General features: G+C 33.0%; 17 protein-coding genes. 8 read left to right on the forward strand and 9 right to left on the reverse strand.

Going from position 1 to position 22,069, the window contains the following annotated elements; genetic code table 11:
- Window positions 1-62 precede the first annotated feature (62 nt).
- Both der and QLQ96_RS09400 read left to right on the forward strand, forming a co-directional pair.
- A complete protein-coding gene (gene der / locus QLQ96_RS09395; protein ID WP_482496427.1) occupies window positions 63-1,373 on the forward strand; it encodes a ribosome biogenesis GTPase Der in 1,311 nt (436 codons plus the stop codon).
- A gap of 157 nt (window positions 1,374-1,530) precedes the next feature.
- Window positions 1,531-4,281: an outer membrane beta-barrel protein gene (locus QLQ96_RS09400; RefSeq protein WP_482496428.1), complete on the forward strand. Its 2,751-nt coding sequence runs from the start codon at window positions 1,531-1,533 to the stop codon at window positions 4,279-4,281.
- A gap of 183 nt (window positions 4,282-4,464) precedes the next feature.
- Here the strand turns inward: QLQ96_RS09400 and QLQ96_RS09405 are convergent, their stop codons facing one another.
- From QLQ96_RS09405 to QLQ96_RS09440, 8 genes are all read right to left on the reverse strand, one after another.
- The gene (locus tag QLQ96_RS09405) at window positions 4,465-5,208 is read right to left on the reverse strand and encodes a DUF2490 domain-containing protein (RefSeq protein ID WP_482496429.1); all 744 of its coding nucleotides are present in this window, start codon (window positions 5,206-5,208) and stop codon (window positions 4,465-4,467) included.
- A gap of 147 nt (window positions 5,209-5,355) precedes the next feature.
- Entirely contained in the window at window positions 5,356-7,902 is a 2,547-nt protein-coding gene (locus tag QLQ96_RS09410; protein ID WP_482496430.1) for a TonB-dependent receptor, read from the reverse strand.
- Window positions 7,903-8,150: 248 nt separating this feature from the next.
- Window positions 8,151-8,564 carry an RrF2 family transcriptional regulator gene (locus QLQ96_RS09415; RefSeq protein ID WP_379698057.1) on the reverse strand — a complete coding sequence of 138 codons (414 nt, stop codon included), beginning with the start codon at window positions 8,562-8,564 and terminating at the stop codon, window positions 8,151-8,153.
- Window positions 8,565-8,681: 117 nt separating this feature from the next.
- Window positions 8,682-9,506 carry a TPM domain-containing protein gene (locus QLQ96_RS09420; RefSeq protein WP_482496431.1) on the reverse strand — a complete coding sequence of 275 codons (825 nt, stop codon included), beginning with the start codon at window positions 9,504-9,506 and terminating at the stop codon, window positions 8,682-8,684.
- Window positions 9,507-9,509: 3 nt separating this feature from the next.
- Window positions 9,510-9,947 (reverse strand): TPM domain-containing protein, encoded by a 438-nt coding sequence (locus QLQ96_RS09425; protein ID WP_482496432.1) that lies wholly within the window; start codon window positions 9,945-9,947, stop codon window positions 9,510-9,512.
- A gap of 54 nt (window positions 9,948-10,001) precedes the next feature.
- On the reverse strand, window positions 10,002-10,592 hold the full coding sequence (locus QLQ96_RS09430; protein ID WP_482496433.1) for a LemA family protein: 591 nt from the start codon (window positions 10,590-10,592) through the stop codon (window positions 10,002-10,004).
- A gap of 34 nt (window positions 10,593-10,626) precedes the next feature.
- Window positions 10,627-10,959, reverse strand: coding sequence for a MerR family transcriptional regulator (locus QLQ96_RS09435; protein WP_012023968.1), 333 nt, complete (start codon window positions 10,957-10,959; stop codon window positions 10,627-10,629).
- A gap of 46 nt (window positions 10,960-11,005) precedes the next feature.
- Complete coding sequence (locus QLQ96_RS09440) at window positions 11,006-11,983, reverse strand: peptidoglycan DD-metalloendopeptidase family protein (RefSeq protein ID WP_482496434.1); 978 nt, start codon at window positions 11,981-11,983, stop codon at window positions 11,006-11,008.
- A 275-nt stretch (window positions 11,984-12,258) separates the two neighbouring features.
- Between QLQ96_RS09440 and alaS the strand changes: the two genes are divergently transcribed.
- Window positions 12,259-14,889: an alanine--tRNA ligase gene (gene alaS, locus QLQ96_RS09445; RefSeq protein WP_482496435.1), complete on the forward strand. Its 2,631-nt coding sequence runs from the start codon at window positions 12,259-12,261 to the stop codon at window positions 14,887-14,889.
- A 164-nt stretch (window positions 14,890-15,053) separates the two neighbouring features.
- Window positions 15,054-15,890, forward strand: a complete 837-nt coding sequence (locus QLQ96_RS09450; RefSeq protein ID WP_482496436.1) for a hypothetical protein — start codon at window positions 15,054-15,056, stop codon at window positions 15,888-15,890.
- A 375-nt stretch (window positions 15,891-16,265) separates the two neighbouring features.
- Here QLQ96_RS09450 and QLQ96_RS09455 read toward each other — a convergent pair whose 3' ends face one another.
- Window positions 16,266-18,011, reverse strand: coding sequence for an ABC transporter ATP-binding protein (locus QLQ96_RS09455; RefSeq protein WP_482496437.1), 1,746 nt, complete (start codon window positions 18,009-18,011; stop codon window positions 16,266-16,268).
- Window positions 18,012-18,295: 284 nt separating this feature from the next.
- On the opposite strand from QLQ96_RS09455, the gene QLQ96_RS09460 reads away from it, so the two are divergent.
- The 4 genes from QLQ96_RS09460 (at window position 18,296) to QLQ96_RS09475 (ending at window position 22,036) form a co-directional block, all read left to right on the forward strand.
- Complete coding sequence (locus QLQ96_RS09460) at window positions 18,296-19,042, forward strand: hypothetical protein (RefSeq protein ID WP_482496438.1); 747 nt, start codon at window positions 18,296-18,298, stop codon at window positions 19,040-19,042.
- A gap of 92 nt (window positions 19,043-19,134) precedes the next feature.
- Window positions 19,135-19,932, forward strand: a complete 798-nt coding sequence (locus QLQ96_RS09465) for a hypothetical protein (protein WP_482496439.1) — start codon at window positions 19,135-19,137, stop codon at window positions 19,930-19,932.
- 246 nt (window positions 19,933-20,178) lie between these two features.
- On the forward strand, window positions 20,179-20,982 hold the full coding sequence (locus QLQ96_RS09470; RefSeq protein ID WP_482496440.1) for a hypothetical protein: 804 nt from the start codon (window positions 20,179-20,181) through the stop codon (window positions 20,980-20,982).
- Between the two features lie 97 nt (window positions 20,983-21,079).
- Complete coding sequence (locus QLQ96_RS09475; RefSeq protein WP_482496946.1) at window positions 21,080-22,036, forward strand: GSCFA domain-containing protein; 957 nt, start codon at window positions 21,080-21,082, stop codon at window positions 22,034-22,036.
- Window positions 22,037-22,069 lie beyond the last annotated feature (33 nt).

A 22,069-nucleotide genomic window follows, 5' to 3' on the forward strand; every position in this document is an offset into this window, starting at 1 on the left:
GTTTGGGTTTTTAAGTAATTAAAAATCTAAAATCTAAAATCTAAAATCTAAAATTAACAAAAATGAATAATAACATTGTTGCGATAGTAGGAAGACCTAACGTGGGGAAATCGACCCTGTTTAATAGGCTGATACAAAGAAGAGAAGCTATTGTAGATTCAGTATCTGGGGTTACCCGTGATAGAAACTATGGTAAAAGCGAGTGGAACGGAAAAGAGTTTTCTGTCATTGATACAGGTGGATACGTTCGAGGGTCTGATGACGTTTTCGAAGGTGAAATTCGTAAGCAGGTTGAACTTGCTATCGATGAAGCCGATGTTATTATTTTTGTGGTTGATGTTGAAGAAGGAATTACGCCAATGGATGAAACCGTTGCAAAATTGCTTCGTAAAGTAACAAAACCAGTTTTATTGGCTGTAAATAAGGTTGATAACGCAATGCGTGAAAAAGATGCGATTGAGTTTTATAATCTTGGTTTAGGAGATTATTATACTTTCGCAAGTATTTCAGGAAGTGGAACAGGAGATTTATTAGATGCTTTAATTGATGCTTTTCCTGAAAAACCAGAAGTTGAAGTTAAAGAAGATTTGCCACGTTTTGCAGTTGTAGGACGCCCGAATGCTGGAAAATCTAGTTTTATCAATGCTTTGATTGGTAAAGATCGTTATATTGTAACAGATATTGCTGGAACAACTCGGGATGCAATTGATACGAAATTTGACCGTTTTGGTTTCGAATTTAATTTGGTTGATACTGCGGGAATTCGTCGTAAAGCAAAAGTAAAAGAAGATTTAGAGTTTTATTCTGTAATGCGTTCTGTTAGAGCAATTGAGCATGCAGATATTTGTATATTGGTTATCGATGCAACCCGCGGATTTGAAGGTCAGGATCAGAGTATTTTCTGGTTGGCTGAGAAAAACCGAAAAGGTGTTGTAATCTTGGTAAACAAATGGGATTTGGTTGAAAAAGATACGATGTCAACTCGTGATTACGAAGAGAAAATCAAAAAAGAATTGATGCCTTTTACAGATGTGCCAATTTTATTCGTTTCGGCTTTAACAAAACAACGTTTATTAAAAGCTCTTGAAGCTACAGTTCAGGTTTTCGAAAATAGAAAACAAAGAATTGCAACTTCAAAATTCAACGAGTATATGTTGAAAGTGATTGAAGCCTATCCGCCACCAGCGACAAAAGGTAAATATGTGAAAATTAAATATTGCATGCAATTGCCAACTCAAACGCCTCAGTTTGTGTTTTTTGCTAATATGCCGCAATATGTTAAAGAGCCATATAAAAGATATCTTGAAAATAAAATCAGAGAGAAATGGGATTTTGCCGGAGTTCCAATCGATATTTATATTAGAGAAAAATAAAAAAAGAATCCCCTCAAATAGGGGATTTTTTTATGTTTTACGTCTACATAATTAAAAGATCAAGCTTTTTATTGGCATTATATTTGAATAAATGTAAAAAATACAATTAAACCTTTTGCCTTTTTTTTAGTCTTACTGATCTAACTAACCCAATTTTATGACCAAGATTTATTCATTTCTATTGTTTTTAGCTTTTATTTATTCGGCGAATGCCCAAAATAATATTGTTATTAAAGGAACTGTAGTAGATATTAATTCGCAGCTTCCGCTGGAGCTCGCCACCGTTTATTTTACAGCTGTAAAAGATTCTACGATTATCGAATATGCTACTACCGATAAAAACGGAAATTTTATTATCAATACTAAAAAGTATGACAAACCCGTTTTCTTAAAAGTAAATTATACTGGCTATCAAGCTTATTACGAAGAACAAAAAGGACTTACAGAAAGTAAAGACTTTGGAAAATTGTATATGCTTGAAAATGCAAATGTTTTAAATGAAGTAGTAATTAAAAGTGAAGCACCGCCAATTACAATTAAAAAAGATACTTTAGAATTTAATGCAGGTTCTTATAAAGTGCGTCCAGATGCAAATGTGGAGACTTTACTGAAACAACTTCCTGGCTTTGATGTCGATAATACAGGAAAAATTACCGTAAACGGGCGAGAAGTCAATCAGGTTTTAGTCAACGGAAAAGCATTTTTTGACAAAGATGGAGCGATTGCCATTAAAAATCTCCCTGCTGATATTATTAAAAAAGTTCAGGTTTCTGATTTTAAAACCAAAAAAGAAGAACTTGCTAAACAAGAATCGACTTCAGATTATTCGAGTATAAATATTACAATTGATGAAAAGAAAAACAAGGGATATTTTGGAAAAGTCCTTGGCGGATATGGTTCAGACGAACGCTACGAAAGCAGTTTGATGATGAACTTCTTCAAAAACAAACAAAAAATTAGTGTTTTAGCTTCTTCAAATAACATCAACTCAACCGGATTTTCTATGGATGAAGTTTTTGATAATATGGGAGGCGGAAGAAATGCAAAAGGAGGCAATCAAGGCGCAAGCAGTGGCGGAAAAGGAATTACGCAGTCTACTTTGGCCGGAATTAATTATTCTGACGATTGGTCAAAAGATTTGGAGTTTATGAGCAGTTATAACTTTACAAATGCTGTGACTAAAAACGAAAGCAAATCGAATCAGCTTAGTTTATTGCCGACAGGAAATATTTTGACCGAAGCAGATTCTAAAACGAGAAATGAAAATACTGGAAACAACGTCAATTTTGAATTAGAATACAAATTAAATCCTACGATGCAGATTGTTTTTGCTCCTAGATTGAATTTGTCGGAATCAAATAGTAATTCTTCTTCTTCAAGTTTTTCTGAAAATGAAAATGGCGATGCATTGAACGAAAGTACAGCAACATCGCATACGGAAAGTTCAAATACGAGTTTTGCGAATAGCATCAATTTCAATAAAACTTTTGAAAAGAAATCTCGAAATTTAAGTGTAGTTTTCAATAACAATAACACTAAAAATGATTCGAACGGAATTAATATTTCTGAGACTATTTTTTATCAGGATGCAAAACCAAATGATGAAAGAAATCAGAATGCAAAAAATACTTCTAAAAGTGATGCTTATTCGTTTGATGTAGAATATACGGAGCCAATTACAGATTCACTTCGAGTTCGTTTTGGAACCGATTTTGACTGGCAGAGTTCTATGAACGATCAAAAGACATTTAATTTTGACGATGCCTCACAAGATTATTCAGATTTGAATTTGGCATTGACCAATTATACAACATCAGAACAAAATTCGATTACTCCAAAAGTGGGTATTACTTGGCAGAAAAGCAAGTTTTCGCTTAACATCGATTCGAGAACATCAATTGTAGAGTTTGATAATCATTCGTTTTACTTAAATCAAGCAACCGATTTAAATAAAAGATACATGCTTCCATACGGAAGGGCTCAGCTTCGATACAAATTTGACCGTTCTAAAAATTTAACTTTTAAATACGATTATTCTAATGCGCTTCCGTCTGCGACTCAATTAATGCCGGTTGCAGATTTAAATAATCCACTGAATAGTGTAATTGGTAACCCGAACTTAAATCCGATTGAAAAAAATACTGCAGGTATAGATTTTAAAAATTTTGATTTTAGAACGCGTTCTGGCTACAGTTTATTTCTTAAAGGAGATTATTATAATAATGATATAGTTTCGACTTCTATTTATGATGAAAGCGGAAAAAGAAACACAACTTATGTGAATATTTCAGGAACTTATTCGGCTTCGGTTGGAGGAAACTGGAATCAGCAGATTAAAAAAGATGCGCATACAGTTCGATACGGTTTGCGTTTAAGCGGTAATTATAATTTTGATAAAGGATTTACAAATGCTGTTATGTATAATGCAAAATCGGTTGTAATTACGCCAAGCGTTTATGCTTCTTACGATTATGGAGAAGTTCTTTCGATTGCGCCATCTTATAGTTTGTCGTACAACGAAACACGTTATGAAAATTTTTCAAGAGACGCGACTTCAAATGTAATTCATAGAATTAATATGCAGACAACTTCGTATTGGCCGGCTAATTTAATTTTCGGAAATGATTTTGGATATACTTATAATTCAAACATTTCAGACGATTTTAAAAAGGATTTTTTCCTTTGGAATACAAGTTTGTCTTATGGATTTTTGGATAAAAAGCTTTACGCGAAAGTGAAGGTTTATGATGTTTTGAATCAGAATCAAAGTGCGACAAGAACTATTTCGCCAACGTCTATTCGTGATGAAGAAAACACGGTTTTAAAACGATACGTGATATTTTCTCTAGCTTATAAAATTGGAAACTTTGCCGAAAGCAAAAAAGGAAGAAAGCAAAGAGGATCATAGTTTTTTTGAGGTTCAAAGGCTTAGAGGAACAAAGTTACGAAGGTTGTAAAAATGCCGATCAAATTTAATTTGATCGGCATTTTTTGTATAACTCATAACTCATAACTCATAACTCATAACTCATAACTCATAACTCATAACTCATAACTCATAACTCATAACTCATAACTCATAATTTATAATTTATAATTTTTTACGATTAATTCGATGATAAACCGTAAGTCTGAAAATATCACGATCGTAAAAATCTACACCGCTAGCGCGTCTTTGAAAGTTCTTTAAATAACCCAATTCCAAACCAAGATTTGGATTGAAATGATAACGTAAAGCAACGTAAATACGGTTTTGGTCAAATGTATTTCTGCGATTGTCTTTTCCAAAATTGAATAAAATCTCGTCAGAAATAGTTCCTTTTATACTTTTGCCTTCTTTTTCCCAAAGGGTAAACATGGATTGCAAACGATATCTAAATCGAAAGGCATAAGAGAAGTCGTTCAGAAGACCGCTTTTATCTGCTTTTTGAATGAAACGTTCTTCTAGCTGAAAACGATTATGGAAAGTAATTTTAGCAATATCATTAATCAGAGTTACGTCTTGCTGTCCTCTATATTCGGGAACAGAATAATCAGGATCAATATATGGATTTTGAGTATTTACACTAAAAAAAGCAAATCCAGCTCCTAACTCAACCATTTTATTTGCTCTAAAACGAGCTTGAGATCTTATAACAAAAAGGTTTTCATGAACAGGATTTACAAAACTTCGATTGTCAAACTCAGAATGTAGTGCCCATTTCTCAGTCAAAGGGAAAATATTATAATATCGAATCCAAGTCAGAGTCTGCTGGTCGATATTTCTTTGATTTTGCCCTGTAATTATTTGATTAATAAAGAGTAAAGCGAATGTAAGTTTAAAAATCCGGTTCAATTGCTATAAATTCAGGCTGCGAATTTATACAAATGATCTCATTCCTAATTAATTTAAAATCTGTTTTGTAATTTTTTTTGTGAAAATAAAAAAACGAGACACATTCTAAAATGCATCTCGTTTTTAATACTAAAACTAACTAACCGCTTACAGTGAATACTTAAAAGTAACTCCGTAAGTTCTTTGATCTCCAAGTACTCCAGCATATTGACCTGTGTTTCCACCTGCAGGCAATAATTGCTCATAGTAATCTTTATTAAAAAGGTTTCTTCCCCAAATTTGAATAGATAATCCTTGAGTAGCGCGGAAACCTAAACGAGCATTGAAGATTGCATAACCTTGAACTACTAAATATTTTGAAGCCGAAGGGCTTGAAGAAAATTCAGAACGAGCATATCCATCAGCAGCGAAGTAAATTTTCCCTGCATTTCCAAAGAATTTTGCACGATCAGATAGTTCGCCTCCAAGAGAACCAGCCCATCTTGAAGCTCCTGGCAATTCAGTTCCAGAAACATCTTTGAAGGCTACAGGAGCTCCAGTTTCTTCTAAAGGAAGTGGTGCATTTGTAAACTTTACATATTTACCATCTGTGTAAGTTGCAGCACCATTAATCGTTACATGAGAATTGATAACAAAACTTGCATCCAATTCGGCACCTCTTACGCGTACTTTATCTGCATTGGCAAGATAACCACGATTTACACCAAGCTCAGCTGCCTGAACATTAGTTTGGAAATCTTTGATATCAGTATTAAAGAACGTTAAGTTGAAGATTGAATTTTTAAATGGAGACGTTTTTACTCCAATTTCATAATGATTTACTTTTTCAGGTTTAACTACAGCAAGTTCTGTTAATGGTTGTCCTGCTGCGTTTGATGGAAGTCCAGCTACGTTAACTCCAACTGGTTTGTAACTTTTAGCATAAGTTGCGTAAGCGTTGATTTTGTCTGATGCTTTATATGTAAGCGTCAAGTTTCCAGAAAAGTCTGTGTTATCTGTGTCAGAATCAAAGGCTTGGTCAGAGTAAACTGATTTCTTTAAAGCTAATAAGGCAGGATCTGTAGTTTGAAGACCTCCGTAAGTTTTACGAGAATAACTTGCATCTTTTTTATCAAAATTATATCTCAAACCTGGTAAAATATGGAATCTCTCTGTAACTGCCCAATCAAGCTGACCAAATACTGCAGCACTCGAAGCTCTAATTCTCGCGTCCGTTTTGATTCCGTATCCTTCAAAAAGACCAGGAGTTTTCCATAATGCACTTGTCGAGCTTTGAGAGAATCTCCATTGTGCATTTCCAGATTCTTCTGTACCATCTGTTTGAGAAGTTTGATCAATAAAAAATACTCCCCCAACACCGCTAATTTTTGATGTTAATTGTCCTGCGTAGCGAATCTCTTGTGTAATCTGTGTTTGTCTTGTTGGATTTTGAGATTTAGCTAAAACTTGTAATCCTGTGAAATCTCTGTCATTAGACGGATCCCAGTTCCAGAAACGCCAAGCAGTTGTAGAAGTTAGTGTTCCTCCTCCAATTTTGGTGTCAATATTTAATGAAACCCCTCCTAAATCTTGTCCAGAACGCCAAGGAGTATCGTGATCTATTTTACGGTCAAAAGCATTTAAACTTGGCAATTGGTAATTTAAATCGGCAATAATAGCATCAAACTGACGGTATGCAGCCCTTTGAGTAGGGGCAACACCAGCAACAACCTGTGCATATCCGTCAGGACGCTGTGTTGTAAGATCTCCTGCAAAAGTAACATTTGTATTTTCTGTAGGAGTCCATAATAATTGTCCTCTAAAACCTTGATTATTCAAAGTATTGGTTGCTCTTCCTGTAGCAACGTTATCGATTAAACCATCGCGTTGTGTACCTGAGAAAGATAAACGGCCTGCCACTTTTTTTCCTAAAGCTCCTGTGATAGACGCTTTGGCTTGTAAAAAGGCATAATTTCCATAACTAAGCTCAAAATCGGCACCTGATGTAAAACTTGGTTTGCGAGAAGTGATGTTAAAAGCTCCAGAAGTAGTATTTTTTCCAAATAAAGAACCTTGTGGCCCACGTAATACTTCGATTTGTTCTACATCGATAAAATCTAATGTAGTCGCTGCCGGACGTGCATAGTAAACACCATCAACGTAGAAACCAACTCCAGGATCGATACCATCATTTGTAAGTCCGAAAGGTGAACCTAAACTTCTAATGTTGATTCCGGTATTTCTTGGATTAGAAGAATACAATTGAACAGAAGGAACTAATTCTTTAATTCGGTTTACGTTAAATGCACCAGCTTGTTCTGCTTGTTTTCCTGTAACAACAGAAACCGCGATCGGCACATCTTGTACTTTTTCGATTCTTCTTCTTGAAGAAACTACAACTTCTACAAGTTTATTTTCTTCACGTAAAGTGACCAATAACGGCGAAGCTGGTATAGCTGTAATTTCAAGTTCAGCAGTATTATAACCAATATATTGAACTAAAAGTGTAAGCGGTAATTTTCCTTGTGATTCTATAGAAAACCTTCCCTCAGAATCTGTTATTGTGCTAAAAGTTGTTCCTTTAATTACCACATTGGCTGCTTCTAAAGGAATATTTTGATCTGTTGTAATAACCCCTTCAATTTTTTGTGCGAATGAGATTGAGAACGTTAAAACTGCAAGTATTGTAAATATATTTTTTAAAGATGTTTTCATTTTTATATTAAGTATATGTGATTAGTAGAATTTAAATTTAAATTTTTTTTACCAACACATACACATCATAAATGAAGCAGTATTTAAACTTGTGAATTTATAATTATGGTTTTTTTGCAAAAGATTTTTTCCACCTGATTTACTAGAATGTACTTTCATGAGTTAAAATTTTGTAAATGATTAGTTAATTATTTTTGGCAAATATATAATTAATTCTATCGATTTACTAGGATTTAGAAAATATTTTTTTATTTCTTGACCAATGAAGCGATTGTAATGCCTTCCATAGCCTTCAAAGTTTTGTCTCTGATAAGCATAAGACCGTGACGCAGACTGCATTCAGACTCGGTTTTACAATCAGCGCAAGGCTCGTAAAAATTTAAAGAAGCGCATGGCAAAAGAGCAATTGCACCGTCAAATAATCGGTGAATTTCTGCCAAAGTAATATCGTTTTTAGACTTTATCAGATAATATCCACCAAATTTTCCTTGCTTACTGCTCACAAAACGACCGCGTTTTAAATCTAACAAAATCTGTTCTAGGAACTTTTTAGGAATATTTGCCCCTTCAGCAATTTCCACTGTTCTAGAAATGTGATTTTCGTCTTGTTCTGCTAAATAAAGTAAGGCCTTAAGGGCGTATTTTGCTTTATGTGATAACATCTATATTTTTAATTATGAATTGTGAATTATAAATTATGAATTAAATTTTGAAACTAAAATATTTTCAAAGATAACTTGAAACTTTAAACAAAACTTAAAATAGGAAGCAAAATTTAATTACCAGCCTCCGCTAGATCCTCCTCCAGAGAAACCTCCACCGCCAAATCCGCCGCCGAAGCCACCGCCACCGCCAGATGATCCGCCACCGAAGCCTCCAAATCCACCTCCGCCACTTCTTCCAAGATTACTCAGAATAATAACGTCAAGCAGGCTAGGACCGCCGCCCCCATTGTTACCCGAATTGCCTCCACCGCCTCTTTTGTTTCGAGAAAGTAAAATTAAAACTATTACAACAATTACAATAAAGGGTAGGAAAGGAAAGTCTTGTCCTTTAATTTGTTTGCGTTCGCCTTTAAATTTTCCTTTAAAAACATCAATAATAGCATCAGTTCCTTTATCAAGACCGTTGTAAAAACTGCCTGCTTTAAATTCTGGAATAATAATGTTTCTGATGATTGTTCCGCCAATACCAGCCGTTAAACGATCTTCAAGACCGTAACCCGGATTGATGGCAATTTTCTTCTCATTTTTAGCTAAAAGAATGACAACGCCATTATCGTCTTCCTTAGTTCCTCCAATTCCCCAAGTTTGTCCCCATTTTGTTGCTAACTGGCTTACATCTTCTCCTTTTAAACTTTCAATTGTAATAACAACAATTTGAGTGGTAGTCGAATCAGAGTAGCGGATTAGCTTTTCTTCTAATTGCGCTTTCTCCGTAGAGCTTAAAACGTTAGCATAATCGTAAACAGAAGTCTGAAAACTTGGCTTTGGCGGAATCTCAAATTGCGCAAAAATAGCATTGCTAATAAATAATGCGATAAACAAAAAGGTAATCTGAAAAATTCTATTAGAATTTGGGATTTTAATTTTGGAATTTTTCATTATTTATCCTTTTGAGATTTCGTTAGATAATTCGTTTACATCATCTTCCTGAGAAGGAAAATATTTTTTAAGCTGTTCTCCGGCATTCAAAATACCATCAACAATTCCTTGTTTGAAGTTTCCAGCTTTAAAATGATTGATCATAATGTCTTTGGTGCAATCCCAAAAATCATTGGCTACCAAATCATTAATTCCTTTGTCTCCACAAATTACAAAGTTTTTGTCTTCAACTGCAAAATAGAGCAATACGCCATTTTTCAGTTTAGTTTCATCCATTCGCAATTCATGAAAAACTTCTAAAGCCCTATCAAAATGGACTTTAGAAGTTGTTTTTTCTATATGTACTCTAATTTCGCCAGAAGTATTATTTTCAGCCATGCGAATAGCTTCAACAATTTCTTTCTCCTCTTCTTTGGTTAAAAAATCTTCTACTTTTGACATGAAAATGATTTTAGAGTTTGATTTACTTACAGTCTGAAATTTTAGTCAGATTAATTATTTATTAAAATCAATATCAACTGGTTTATCTGCGCCAGCAACTGATTTAAAATATGGTTTCTCTTTATATTCTCCTAAAAACCATTTGTTTGGTATAGATAAGATGTATCCATTATATTCTTGTACAGCTTCATTAAAACGAGTTCTTGCTGTTAAGATCTGGTTTTCAGTACTTGGTAATTCATCCTGTAATTTTTGGAAACTTTCTGTAGCTTTTAATTCAGGATATTTTTCAACGGTAACCAATAATCTAGATAAAGATGAAGAAACACCACTCTGTGCCTGATTGAATTGTTCTAATTGTTCTGGTGTAACATTGCTTGGATCAATTGTTACAGAAGTAGCTTTAGCACGAGCTTCAATTACCGCAGTTAGAGTCCCTTTTTCAAAATCAGCAGTTGCTTTTACTGTTTTCACTAAATTTGGAATAAGGTCATTACGTCTTTGGTAAGCTGTTTCAACATTTCCCCACTCTTTATTAACTGCTTGATTATATTTTAACCCAGTATTTTTTATACCAATCGACCAAAATGCGATAATAGCAATAAATACTACAATAATTCCTACAGGGATTAACCACTTTTTCATATTTGTTTTGATTTTAGTTTATTTCTATTTTTAATTACAATTCGTTTTTTATGTCGTTCAGCTGCGTTTTAATCGACTCTAATTTACGTATTATTTCGAATTTATCTAACGTTTTCTTCTGACCCTCTTTTAAGTGTGTTTTAGCGCCTTCAAGCGTAAATCCTCTTTCTTTTACCAAGTGATAGATCAATTGAAGATTGGTAATGTCTTCTGGTGTGAACATTCTATTTCCTTTGGCATTTTTTTTAGGTTTTAGAATGTCAAATTCACTGTCCCAAAATCGTATCAACGAAGCATTGACATTAAAAGCTTTGGCAACTTCGCCAATACTGTAATATCTTTTGTCTTTAGAAAGTTCAATATGCATGGTTCGTTTTTTCTATTTTACTTCAAAAATAGTATTTTTTGTACTATTAATCTAATGATTGGTTTTCTTGGTTTGCCATTTGCGAAATCGCGATATATTCTACAGCCGAAATATTTCCATAATAAAAATTCAGCGGATTTACCACTTTTCCGTCTTTATGAACTTCATAATGACAGTGCGGACCTTCAGATCTTCCTGTGCTTCCAACAAAACCAATAACATCACCACGTTTTACATGCTGTCCTGGGCGACAGTTGTATTTGCTTAAATGCGCATACAAACTTTCATATCCAAAACCATGCCTGATCACAACATGATTTCCATATCCCGAGGCAGTGTTGTCAGCTCTGTCTACAACGCCGTCTCCTGTTGCATATATCGGAGCGCCTGTATTGGCGGTAAAGTCCATTCCGTTGTGCATTTTTCGCACTTTCGTGAAAGGGTCGATACGGTATCCAAAACCTGACGCGACACGTTTTAAATTTTCATTTCGGACTGGCTGAATGGCAGGAATTGCCAACAATAAATTTTCTTTAGCTCCAGCTAATTTCAAAATATCATCGAGAGATTTCGATTGAATTGCCAATTCCTTTGAAAGTTTATCAATTCTTTTTGTGGTGTTTAAAACCAGTTGAGAATTATTGTATCCTTCTAAAACTTTATATTTGTCAGAATTTTTAAAACCAGCTTTTCTAATAGAATCTGGAATTTCAGTTTTGTTAAAATAAACGCGATAAATATTATTGTCACGTTCTTCTAGCGCATCTGCTGCTTCATCAATTTCGTCCAATTTTTTATTCAAAATAGCATATTGCAGTTTTAAATTTTCGATTTCGCGCGCTTGTAAACGGTCTTTTGGGGTTTCAAAATAAGGAGTGTTTATTAAAAGGACAAAAACTAAAAATCCAAATAGAGCTGAAGCCAACAAAAACAGGAATGCATAACCAATTTTTATTCTTTTTCTGGTTTTTATTTTCGTATAAGCCAGATTTTCTGAGTCGTAATAATATTTTACTTTCGCCATATTTTAAAATACGCTATTTTTGCAGCTTGTAAAATAAGTTAGACGAACAATATTGTAAAATGTTTCAGTAGTCCGACGTTATTTTTACAAGAATTAATGATTAGATATTGGGGCTATTTTATCATTAGATAATGCGCAAAATAGACAATTTATTGTTTATAATATAAGTTTTTTGATTTCATTTTAAAAACTTAACGTATTATCAAATGAAACAATTATCTAATTGTCTAATTTTCAAATTGACACATTAAACTGATACATTTTCTAATTAAAATATGAAATCACAAGACGTACGTAAACAATTTTTAGATTTTTTTGAGAGTAAAGGGCATACAATTGTCCCATCGGCTCCTATTGTCCTTAAAGACGACCCAACCTTAATGTTCAATAACTCGGGAATGGCCCAGTTTAAAGAATTTTTCTTAGGGAACGGAACTCCAAAAAGTAAAAGAATAGCCGATACGCAAAAATGTCTTCGTGTTTCAGGAAAACATAATGATCTTGAAGAGGTTGGTATTGATACTTACCACCATACTATGTTTGAAATGTTAGGAAACTGGTCTTTTGGTGATTATTTCAAAAAAGAAGCTATCAGCTGGGCTTGGGAATTATTGACGGAAGTTTATAAAATTCCAAAAGAGAATCTTTATGTTTCTGTTTTTGAAGGAAGTAAAGAAGATAATGTTCCGTTTGACCAAGAAGCTTGGGATTTATGGAAAGAATTAATAGACGAAGACCGAATTATTTTAGGAAATAAAAAAGATAATTTCTGGGAAATGGGAGATCAAGGACCATGCGGACCTTGTTCTGAAATTCACGTTGATTTACGTTCTGCAGAAGAAAAAGCTTTAGTTTCAGGAAAAAGCTTAGTGAATAATGATCACCCTCAAGTTGTTGAAATCTGGAATAATGTATTCATGGAATTCAACCGTAAAGCGGATGGTTCTCTAGAAAAACTTCCTGCACAGCACGTAGATACCGGAATGGGATTTGAGCGTTTGTGTATGGCATTGCAAGGAAAAACATCAAACTATGATACCGATGTTTTCATGCCATTGATTAGAGAGATCGAAACGATTACGGGTGCAAAGTATACTGTAAAAGCTTCAAACGAAGAGGAAGAAAAAATAAATATTGCGATTCGTGTTATTGCAGATCACGTTCGTGCGGTAGCTTTTGCTATTGCAGATGGTCAGTTGCCATCTAATACTGGTGCTGGATATGTAATCAGAAGAATTTTGCGTCGTGCAATTCGTTACGGATTCACTTTCTTAAATACTAAAGAAGCTTTTATCTATAAATTGGTAGAAACTTTAAGCGAGCAAATGGGAGATTCTTTCCCAGAAATCAGAACGCAGAAAGCGCTTTGTTCAAATGTCATTCGTGAAGAAGAAAATTCTTTCTTAAGAACATTAGATCAGGGATTAATTCTTTTGGATGCTGTAATTTTAAATAATACAGGAGATACAATCGATGGTAAAAAAGCTTTCGAATTGTATGACACTTACGGATTCCCAATCGATTTAACCGCTTTGATTCTTTCAGAAAAAGGATTGAAATTGGATGAAAAAGGATTCCAAGAACAATTGCAATTGCAAAAAGAAAGATCTCGTGCAGCTTCTAAGGTAACTGCTGGAGATTGGCATGTAATTGTTGAAGATGATGTTCAGGAATTTGTTGGTTATGATAGATTATCACAACAAGTTAAAATCACGAAATACAGAAGAGTTGAAAGTGTAAAAGATGGAGAGATTTTCCAATTGGTTTTCAATGCAACCCCATTTTATGGAGAAAGCGGAGGACAAACTGGAGATAAAGGATATTTAGAAGCGCAAAACGGAGATATTATTTATATCATCGATACTAAAAAAGAAAACAACCAAACGGTACATTTGGCAAAATCATTGCCAGAGAATCTTACAGGAACGTTTAATGCTGTTGTTGATGCGATTCAAAGAGCTAAAACTTCTTCAAACCACTCGGCTACGCACTTGTTACACCAAGGTTTACGTAAGATTTTAGGAACGCATATCGAGCAAAAAGGTTCGATGGTTCGTAATGCCTCACTTCGTTTTGACTTTTCTCATTTTGCTAAAGTTACGGATGAGGAGTTATTAGAGGTTGAAAACTTTGTAAATGCAAGGATTCGTGAGAGTTTGCCATTAATTGAGAAAAGAGCAATTCCAAAAGATCAAGCTCTTGAAGATGGTGCAATTGCTTTGTTCGGCGAAAAATACGGCGATTTAGTTCGTACCATTAAATTCGGAGATTCTGTCGAATTATGCGGAGGAACTCACGTTGCTAATACATCTGACATTTGGCACTTTAAAATCATTTCTGAAGGAGCTGTTGCGGCTGGAATTAGAAGAATTGAAGCAATTACGAGCGAAGCAGCAAAAGAATATTTTGAGTCTCAGGCAATTTCTTTCGGAGAAATCAAAGAAGTGCTAAAAAATGCTCCAGATCCAGTAAAAGCGATTCAAGCATTGCAAGACGAAAATGCTCAATTGAAAAAACAATTAGAAGTTTTATTGAAAGATAAAGCTAAAAATATGAAAGCTGATTTGGCTAAAGAATTACAAGAAATTAACGGAGTTCGATTCTTAGCTAAACAAGTTGATTTAAATCCTGAGGGAGCAAAAGATTTAGCTTACGAGTTAGGAAATTCATATAACGATTTATTTGTTGTTTTGGCTACAGCTCACGAAGGAAAACCAATGTTGACTTGCTATGTTTCTAAAGAAATTGTAGCAAGCAAAAACTTAAACGCTGGACAAGTAGTTCGCGAATTAGGGAAATATATCCAAGGTGGAGGAGGAGGACAACCTTTCTTCGCAACCGCAGGAGGTAAAAATGTTGACGGAATTGGTGAGGCGCTTGCTAAAGCAGTTGAGTTTGTGAAGTAAGAAGATAAATATAAATTATTTTCAACCCTTTTAAAGTTCTAAATTTAAAAGGGTTTTTTTGTGTTCTTTTCGTAGTACAAAAACTACCTTTATCAAAGGTTTTAATCTACAGTGTGTTTTGGTTTGGACATTTATTTTTGGTTAAAATTTAATTAGAAATAACCATGAAAAAATTACTTTATTTATTTACAGCCATTTCGTTTGTTTTTACTTCTTGCAGTTCTGATGAAAAATCTTCTGATGATTCTAAGCAAAAAGTTCTTATTTTACCAAAAAGTTTAACTTCAGCCGACCATACTAGTGATGATATTTTTGCAGAAATTGTTGCATATGTTTATGACGGCAATAAAATTGTAAGTGCTACATCTACTACTAATGGTTCAAAAACGGAATACATTTATGAAGGGAATGTAATTGTTAAAGAAAAGGGTAGCCATCTTGATCCTATAAATGGAAAAAGCACTGATGTATATGAAATTAATTATACATATGTTGATAACAAATTAGCTTCTTCCACTTTTATACCTCATACAGTAGGGCCTAATGGCGTAACAATGAAAATAATTAAATATTCATATAATTCTGATGGAACAGTTTTTGAAGAAATAAAAACGTCAAAGGGAAATGGGTTAAGTGCTAGGGACGAATATGAATATTTTATTTGCTATTATAAAAATGGAAATCTGATCAAAAAAGAAAGCGAACCAATAGTTTATCCAAATGGAACAGTTAGTTCTAACCTGCTATATTTATATGAGTATGATTCTAAAAATAACCCTTTTAAAGATGTTTTAGGATTTAATTTATTACTTAACCATGAAGGGTTTTCAACTTCGAATAATGTTATAAATACGACAATAGATTATGGAAATAATATAAAAAATTATTTACCAGTAGAATATATTTATGATTCGAATGGGTATCCTATAAGTTCACGTGAATTTTTGGAATATGAAGGAGGCCAAAAAGTTCTTCATAAAATGCAAGAAATAAAATATTAATTACATTCAATTTGTAGTCACAGATTATAATAATCATTAAAAGTCAAATATATATATTGTATTTGGCTTTTTTGTTTTTCCTCATTTTATATCACTTAACAAAGGAGAAATCTTCACAAGTAGCTCTATAAAGATTGGCTTTTTGTCGTGGAGTTACTTGAGAAGATTTCTCCTTAGTCGATATGACAAATATTGAAATTCAATTGCGTCTAGCTTTAACTGGATGAAAAGTATAATTTAAGAATAAGGCTTTAGCCAAACATAACAGTTTGGCTAAAGCCTTTATTTATAAAACTTTTATCCTCCAGCTAAAGCAGGAGGCAATTCAAAAACTTAGCAACTTAAGGCCTTAGCATCTTAGTAGCTTAAAAAAAACTATTTACGTTCCCCAATTTGCTGGCGCCACATAGCATAATACAATCCTTTCTCCACAATTAAATCTTCGTGTTTGCCTTGTTCGATGATTTTACCTTGCTCCAAAACAAAAATTATGTCGGCATGCATTACGGTTGACAAGCGGTGTGCAATTAAAACTGTAATTCTGTTTTTGTCTGAGATATTTCTAATCGTATCATTAATTTCTTCTTCGGTAATCGAATCCAAAGCAGAAGTTGCTTCGTCAAAAATCAATAAATTCGGATTTCTTAAGATTGCTCTGGCTATAGATAAACGTTGCTTTTCACCGCCAGAAACTTTGATTCCGCCTTCTCCGATTGTAGTGTTTAAACCATCTTCTGCACGTCTTAAAAGCTTATCACAGCTGGCTCTTTTTAGGGCATCATATAAATCTTCGTCGGTTGCATTTGGTTTAACGAATAATAAGTTTTCGCGAATGGTTCCTGAGAATAATTGAGCATCCTGTGTTACAAATCCAAGCTGTTTTCTTAAATCTAATAAATCAACATCTGTAGAATCAATATCGTTATATAAAACCTGACCTTCAGCGGGAGTGTATAATCCGACTAACAATTTTACCAAAGTTGTTTTTCCAGATCCTGATGGACCAACAAAGGCGACTGTTTGTCCTTGTTTGATTTCGAAATTAATATTTTCAACCGCTTTAAATTTGGCTGTTTTGTGTTGAAAACTAACATTCTCAAAAAGCAGTTTCTGAATTGCACCGATATGTTTAGGACTTTTTGGGCGAAATTCTTTTGGAGCATTCAATAAATTTTTGAAGTTTTCCATAGAAACTTTTGTTTCGTTCAGAGCAATGATGAAGTTTCCTAATTCCTGTAAAGGGCCAAAAATAAAGAAAGTAAAAAATACCATTGTCAATAAATCACCAACAATAATTTTTCCTCCGAATAAGAAATAATAAAGCGAAAAAACAACACAAGTTCTCAAGAAATGAACGGTTGTTCCTTGAATAAAACTCAAACTTCTGATAAAACGGATTTTTTCCAATTCTAATTGAAGAATTTTAAAAGTGTTTAAATTCAGACGTTTTTCCTCTTGATATGTTAAACCAAGACTTTTTACTAACTCGATGTTTCGTAAACTTTCAGTCGTAGAACCTGCAAGAGCATTAGTTTGATTCACAATCTTTCTAGAAACGATTTTGATTTTTTTACCTAAATACAAACTAATCAAAGCAATAATAGGTGCTGTAACTAAAAAGATAAGAGAGATTCTAAAATCGATTCTGGCAACATAAACTATTACGAAAATGAAACCAATGATAGTTTGAAAAATTAACGAAATGGAGAGTGTAATCAGTTTTTCGGAATCAATTCTAACTTTTGTCAGTTTGCTCAAAGTTTCACCGCTTCGCTGATCTTCAAATTCAGCATACGGAAGATCAAGTGATTTTTTAATTCCGTCTGTATACATTTGAGCTCCAGTGCGCTGAATGACAACATTGGTAAAATAATCTTGAAAATTTTTGGTGATTCTCGAAATCATCGCTGCGCCAAGCGAAAGCCCAAGCCAGAAAGATAATGATTTGATAAATCCGATTTCGTTTCCTTTATATTTTGCCAGACCAACCCCGCAATCCTGCATCAATTTTCCGGTAATTACTGAGTCTGACAAACTGAAACAAATGTTGATAGTAGCCATAATCAAAGCAAAAAACAATAACAATTTATGCTTGACAATGTAAGTATATAATAATTTCATATAAGATTTTAAAAAAATGGAAGATGCAAAAATAAGGAATTGTTTTAGTTTGTAGAGATGGTTTTTGTTATTAAAAATGTAAATTTTTTACAGGTGAATCATTAGTGCTTTAAGCAATATATGTCTTAGCTAAATTTCTTATTCGGTTTATATTATTTAGTTAGTTTGAAATTTGAGGATTAATAAATTAATCGTAACAATTTGCATTAGATGTGGAATCCCGTAAGGTTTTGATTTTTAGCTGTACTACGTTTGCAACATTAAAAACTTTTAACCAAATCAAAATGAAAAAATTATTATGCCTTTTTGGTGCTTTAGCACTAATTTTAACATCTTGTTCAAGCGATGATTCAAATTCGTCAGATCTTGTTTTACTTAAGAAAACCATTATCACAAGCCCAGATGGTGATAAAGCTACTGTTGATTATAAGTACGACGGTAACAAAATAGTAAGTGTAACAGATAATACCGGATTTTTCAATCTGCATTATACTTATACAGGAGATTTAATTACAAAAATTGATTTCAAGCTTCCTAATGGAAAATCAGAACAAGTAAATACTTTTACTTATGCTACTGATGGAAAGTTATCAACTTTCGTAAGAGTTGAATATGAAGATGAGGATGGAGAACCGGTACTAAGAGGATATAAAGAAGTTTATACTTATAATACAGATGGTACAATTTCAGTAAAAGGATATTCAGGAAACGATGTTTCTCAAACTGTTCAATCAGGAACAGCTACAATTAAATTTGTAAATGGTGAGATAAGCGAAATTATAAGCTCTAACTCACCAAATCACAAATATACTTATGACGATAAAAATAATCCAACAAAGAATATTTTAGGAATGGATAAAATAGCATTTGTTGATGGAGAAGGAAATGGTGTTAAATTCAATATATTAACAGACAATTCAGATGGTGATTTGTGGACAAAAAGCACTTTTACTTACAATGAAGCTGGATACCCAACAAAAGAGGTTGATACAGGATCTGATAGTTTAGGGAATACTGAATATTTTTATTAAAATTGGAACAAATCTATTAAATATTATAAAAGCCAGTTGCAAATGCTTCTGGCTTTCTTAATTTTGAAAAAAAATAACTTAATCTCTCAATTTTGAAAAAACAATTATGGCTTTTTGGTGCTCTAGCATTACTGCTATCATCATGTTCTAGTGATGAAAAACCTTCTACTGAAGAAATTGATTCGACACTCCCTAAAACCCTCTCGCACATTTATCCTTCTCCACAATTAGGAACAAATGTTACTCAAACGGCTTCCTATAATGGAAATAAAATAGTTAGCCTTGTAAGTAATGGTTCAAAAGCAGTATTTACTTATGATGGAAATACAATTGTTAAGCAAGAAGTTTTTGATGTAGATCAGAGCGGGAAAGAAACAAAAAATGAAGAAGTTTCATATTCGTATGAAAACGGAAAGCTTAAAACGAAAGTAATAAGAGAAGATTTCACTGCAGAATATCCAAGTGGGTATTACATTGAGAAAGTAGTCTTTACTCATACTTCAAACGAAGTTATTTCTTATGTAGACTATTCAGTTGATAAAGACACTAAAGCAGAAACTAAAAACAGTGAAGGAAAGCTGACATATAAAGAGGGAAATCTGGTTAAGGATGAGCAAAAATTCAGTTCTGTAACAGAAAGATGGGTTTATGAATATGATGCTAAAAACAATCCTTTAAAAAATATAGCAGGATTCAATTTATTATTAAATGAAGTTGATGGTTTTGCAAAGAATAATATTGTAAAAACAATAAAGACTTCATCTGAGTTTCCTAACGCAGCTGTTTATGTGACAACATACATTTATAACGAGAATAATTATCCAACAAGAAATACTTCATTTGATGGAGGAGGTAAGAATATTGAATATGAAATTGAATATACTTATTAATTCCAACTGATATTTAAATTTAGATAAACCAAATGCTTTTAGTATTTGGTTTTTTTATTGCTGAAAATAAAAAATATGGAAAAAGCTTTTTGATATTTTTTTTTTTAATTACAGTTTGCATATTGCTTGTTATTAGTATTTTAAAAAATGTTTGCGTTGTTTGGTATATTTTAATGTGGAATCCCGTAAGGTTTTGGCTTTTAAATGTAGTACGTTTGCGCCAATAATAAATTTAACCAAGTCAAAATGAAAAAAATTTTATGCCTTTTTAGTGCTTTAGTACTAGTTTTAACATCTTGTTCAAGTGATGATAATCAAGAGGGAACTGCTATTTTGCCAAAAACAATTAAATATTCTAGTGTAGCATATCCTTCAGACAATTCTACGTATGTAGCAACTTACAATGGTACTAAAATTGTAAGCATGAAAGATGAGGCAGGAAGATCTGACTATACTTATGAGGGTAATCTTGTGGTAAAAGAAATTAATTATGATACAGAAAGTGGTAAAGATATCATTAGTGATATAACGACTTATAAATATACTAACGGAAAGCTTACAGAATCTACATATGCAGAAGGCTTTTCAACGGCATTTCCTAATGGTCAATATAAAAGTAGAATAGTATTTACACATAACGCAGATGGAACAGTAAAAAGAGAGCGTTATTCAATAGATGGCACTACAGGAGCAGAAACAAAAAGTATTTATTCTGAGGTGTTAACTTTTGCGAACGGAAATCTAGTTAAAAGTGTTCAAACAGAGTCAGAAACGGGTAGTGTATTTACAGCTGAATATGAATATGATAATAAAAACAATCCATACAAAAATATTACAGGATTCAATTTGCTAATAGACCATAGTGAAGGTGAAGGTTCTATATATAGCTCAGTGAACAATATTGTTAAGTATACAGCATCTTATTTAAATCAAACAGCAAATGTATACAAAAGCGAAATTGTATATGATGTAAATAATTTTCCGACAAAAATCACGAATTTCAAAAAAGACGGAACAACACCGGCAGAATCAAATGAGTATTTTTACTAAGTAAAGACATGCTTTTAAATAAAAAACCAAATACTTTTGTATTTGGTTTTTTTATTGGTTAAAATTGATGAAATTCGTGTGTAAATTAGAAAAAGCCATGCAATTCAGAACCCAAATTCCAATTTCAAAAAGTAACAATCCGATTGATTATAATTCGAAAGTACTTTCTATTGGTTCTTGTTTTGCAGAAAATATGGCAGAGAAATTCGATTATTTTAAGTTTCAAAATGAAACCAATCCGTTTGGGATAATTTTTAATCCAGTTTCGATTGAAAAATTATTTGATAGAATTTCTAAACAAGAAATGTTCGAGGAGAAAGACGTTTTCTTTCATAACGAGCGCTGGAACAGTTACGAAGTACATTCCGACTTGAGTAATTCAGATCGCCAAGAATTACTGGAAACACTTAATAAGGCAATTACTGAAACGCACAAACAAATAAAAGAAGCGACACATATTATTATCACTTTCGGAACATCTTGGATTTACAGAAATTTAGAAAAAGATGAAATTGTAGCCAATTGCCATAAAGTTCCTCAAAAGCAATTTTCAAAAGAATTATTATCAGCAGAAGTAATTCAGAAAAGTATTCAAAATACAATTGAAGCGATTCACACTTTAAATTCAAATACAAATTTCATTTTTACGATTTCTCCAGTTCGCCACATTAAAGATGGTTTTGTAGAAAACCAATTAAGTAAATCACATTTATTTACGGCTTTGCACGGTATTCTAAAATCTGAAATCTACAATCTAAAATTAGAATATTTCCCTTCTTACGAAATCATGATGGACGAGCTTCGTGATTATCGTTTTTATAACGAAGATATGCTTCATCCTAACCAAATTGCGATAGATTATATTTGGAAGCTTTTCAGCGAAAATTACGTTGCAGAAAATGATTTTTCGATAGTGAATGAAGTAGACGAAATCCAAAAAAGTCTGCGCCACAGAAGTTTCAATCCAGAATCAGACCAGCATCAAAAATTTCTAGCAAAACTGCAGCAGAAAATTGAAGCCCTAGGACAAAAACAGCCACACATTAAATTCTAATTTTGTTTTAAAAGCAACGCAGAATTAAAAAAG

This window comes from Flavobacterium sp. B167r (assembly GCF_056824315.1).

Excerpts from the sequence above, each read along its gene's own strand:
- QLQ96_RS09415 (WP_379698057.1), bottom strand. The coding sequence starts at position 8,564 with ATGTTATCACATAAAGCAAAATACGCCCTTAAGGCCTTACTTTATTTA.
- QLQ96_RS09420 (WP_482496431.1), bottom strand. The coding sequence starts at position 9,506 with ATGAAAAATTCCAAAATTAAAATCCCAAATTCTAATAGAATTTTTCAG.
- QLQ96_RS09455 (WP_482496437.1), bottom strand. The coding sequence starts at position 18,011 with ATGAAATTATTATATACTTACATTGTCAAGCATAAATTGTTATTGTTT.
- der (WP_482496427.1), top strand. The coding sequence starts at position 63 with ATGAATAATAACATTGTTGCGATAGTAGGAAGACCTAACGTGGGGAAA.
- QLQ96_RS09425 (WP_482496432.1), bottom strand. The coding sequence starts at position 9,947 with ATGTCAAAAGTAGAAGATTTTTTAACCAAAGAAGAGGAGAAAGAAATT.
- QLQ96_RS09470 (WP_482496440.1), top strand. The coding sequence starts at position 20,179 with ATGAAAAAAATTTTATGCCTTTTTAGTGCTTTAGTACTAGTTTTAACA.
- QLQ96_RS09410 (WP_482496430.1), bottom strand. The coding sequence starts at position 7,902 with ATGAAAACATCTTTAAAAAATATATTTACAATACTTGCAGTTTTAACG.
- QLQ96_RS09400 (WP_482496428.1), top strand. The coding sequence starts at position 1,531 with ATGACCAAGATTTATTCATTTCTATTGTTTTTAGCTTTTATTTATTCG.
- QLQ96_RS09460 (WP_482496438.1), top strand. The coding sequence starts at position 18,296 with ATGAAAAAATTATTATGCCTTTTTGGTGCTTTAGCACTAATTTTAACA.
- QLQ96_RS09450 (WP_482496436.1), top strand. The coding sequence starts at position 15,054 with ATGAAAAAATTACTTTATTTATTTACAGCCATTTCGTTTGTTTTTACT.
- alaS (WP_482496435.1), top strand. The coding sequence starts at position 12,259 with ATGAAATCACAAGACGTACGTAAACAATTTTTAGATTTTTTTGAGAGT.
- QLQ96_RS09435 (WP_012023968.1), bottom strand. The coding sequence starts at position 10,959 with ATGCATATTGAACTTTCTAAAGACAAAAGATATTACAGTATTGGCGAA.
- QLQ96_RS09440 (WP_482496434.1), bottom strand. The coding sequence starts at position 11,983 with ATGGCGAAAGTAAAATATTATTACGACTCAGAAAATCTGGCTTATACG.
- QLQ96_RS09475 (WP_482496946.1), top strand. The coding sequence starts at position 21,080 with ATGCAATTCAGAACCCAAATTCCAATTTCAAAAAGTAACAATCCGATT.
- QLQ96_RS09430 (WP_482496433.1), bottom strand. The coding sequence starts at position 10,592 with ATGAAAAAGTGGTTAATCCCTGTAGGAATTATTGTAGTATTTATTGCT.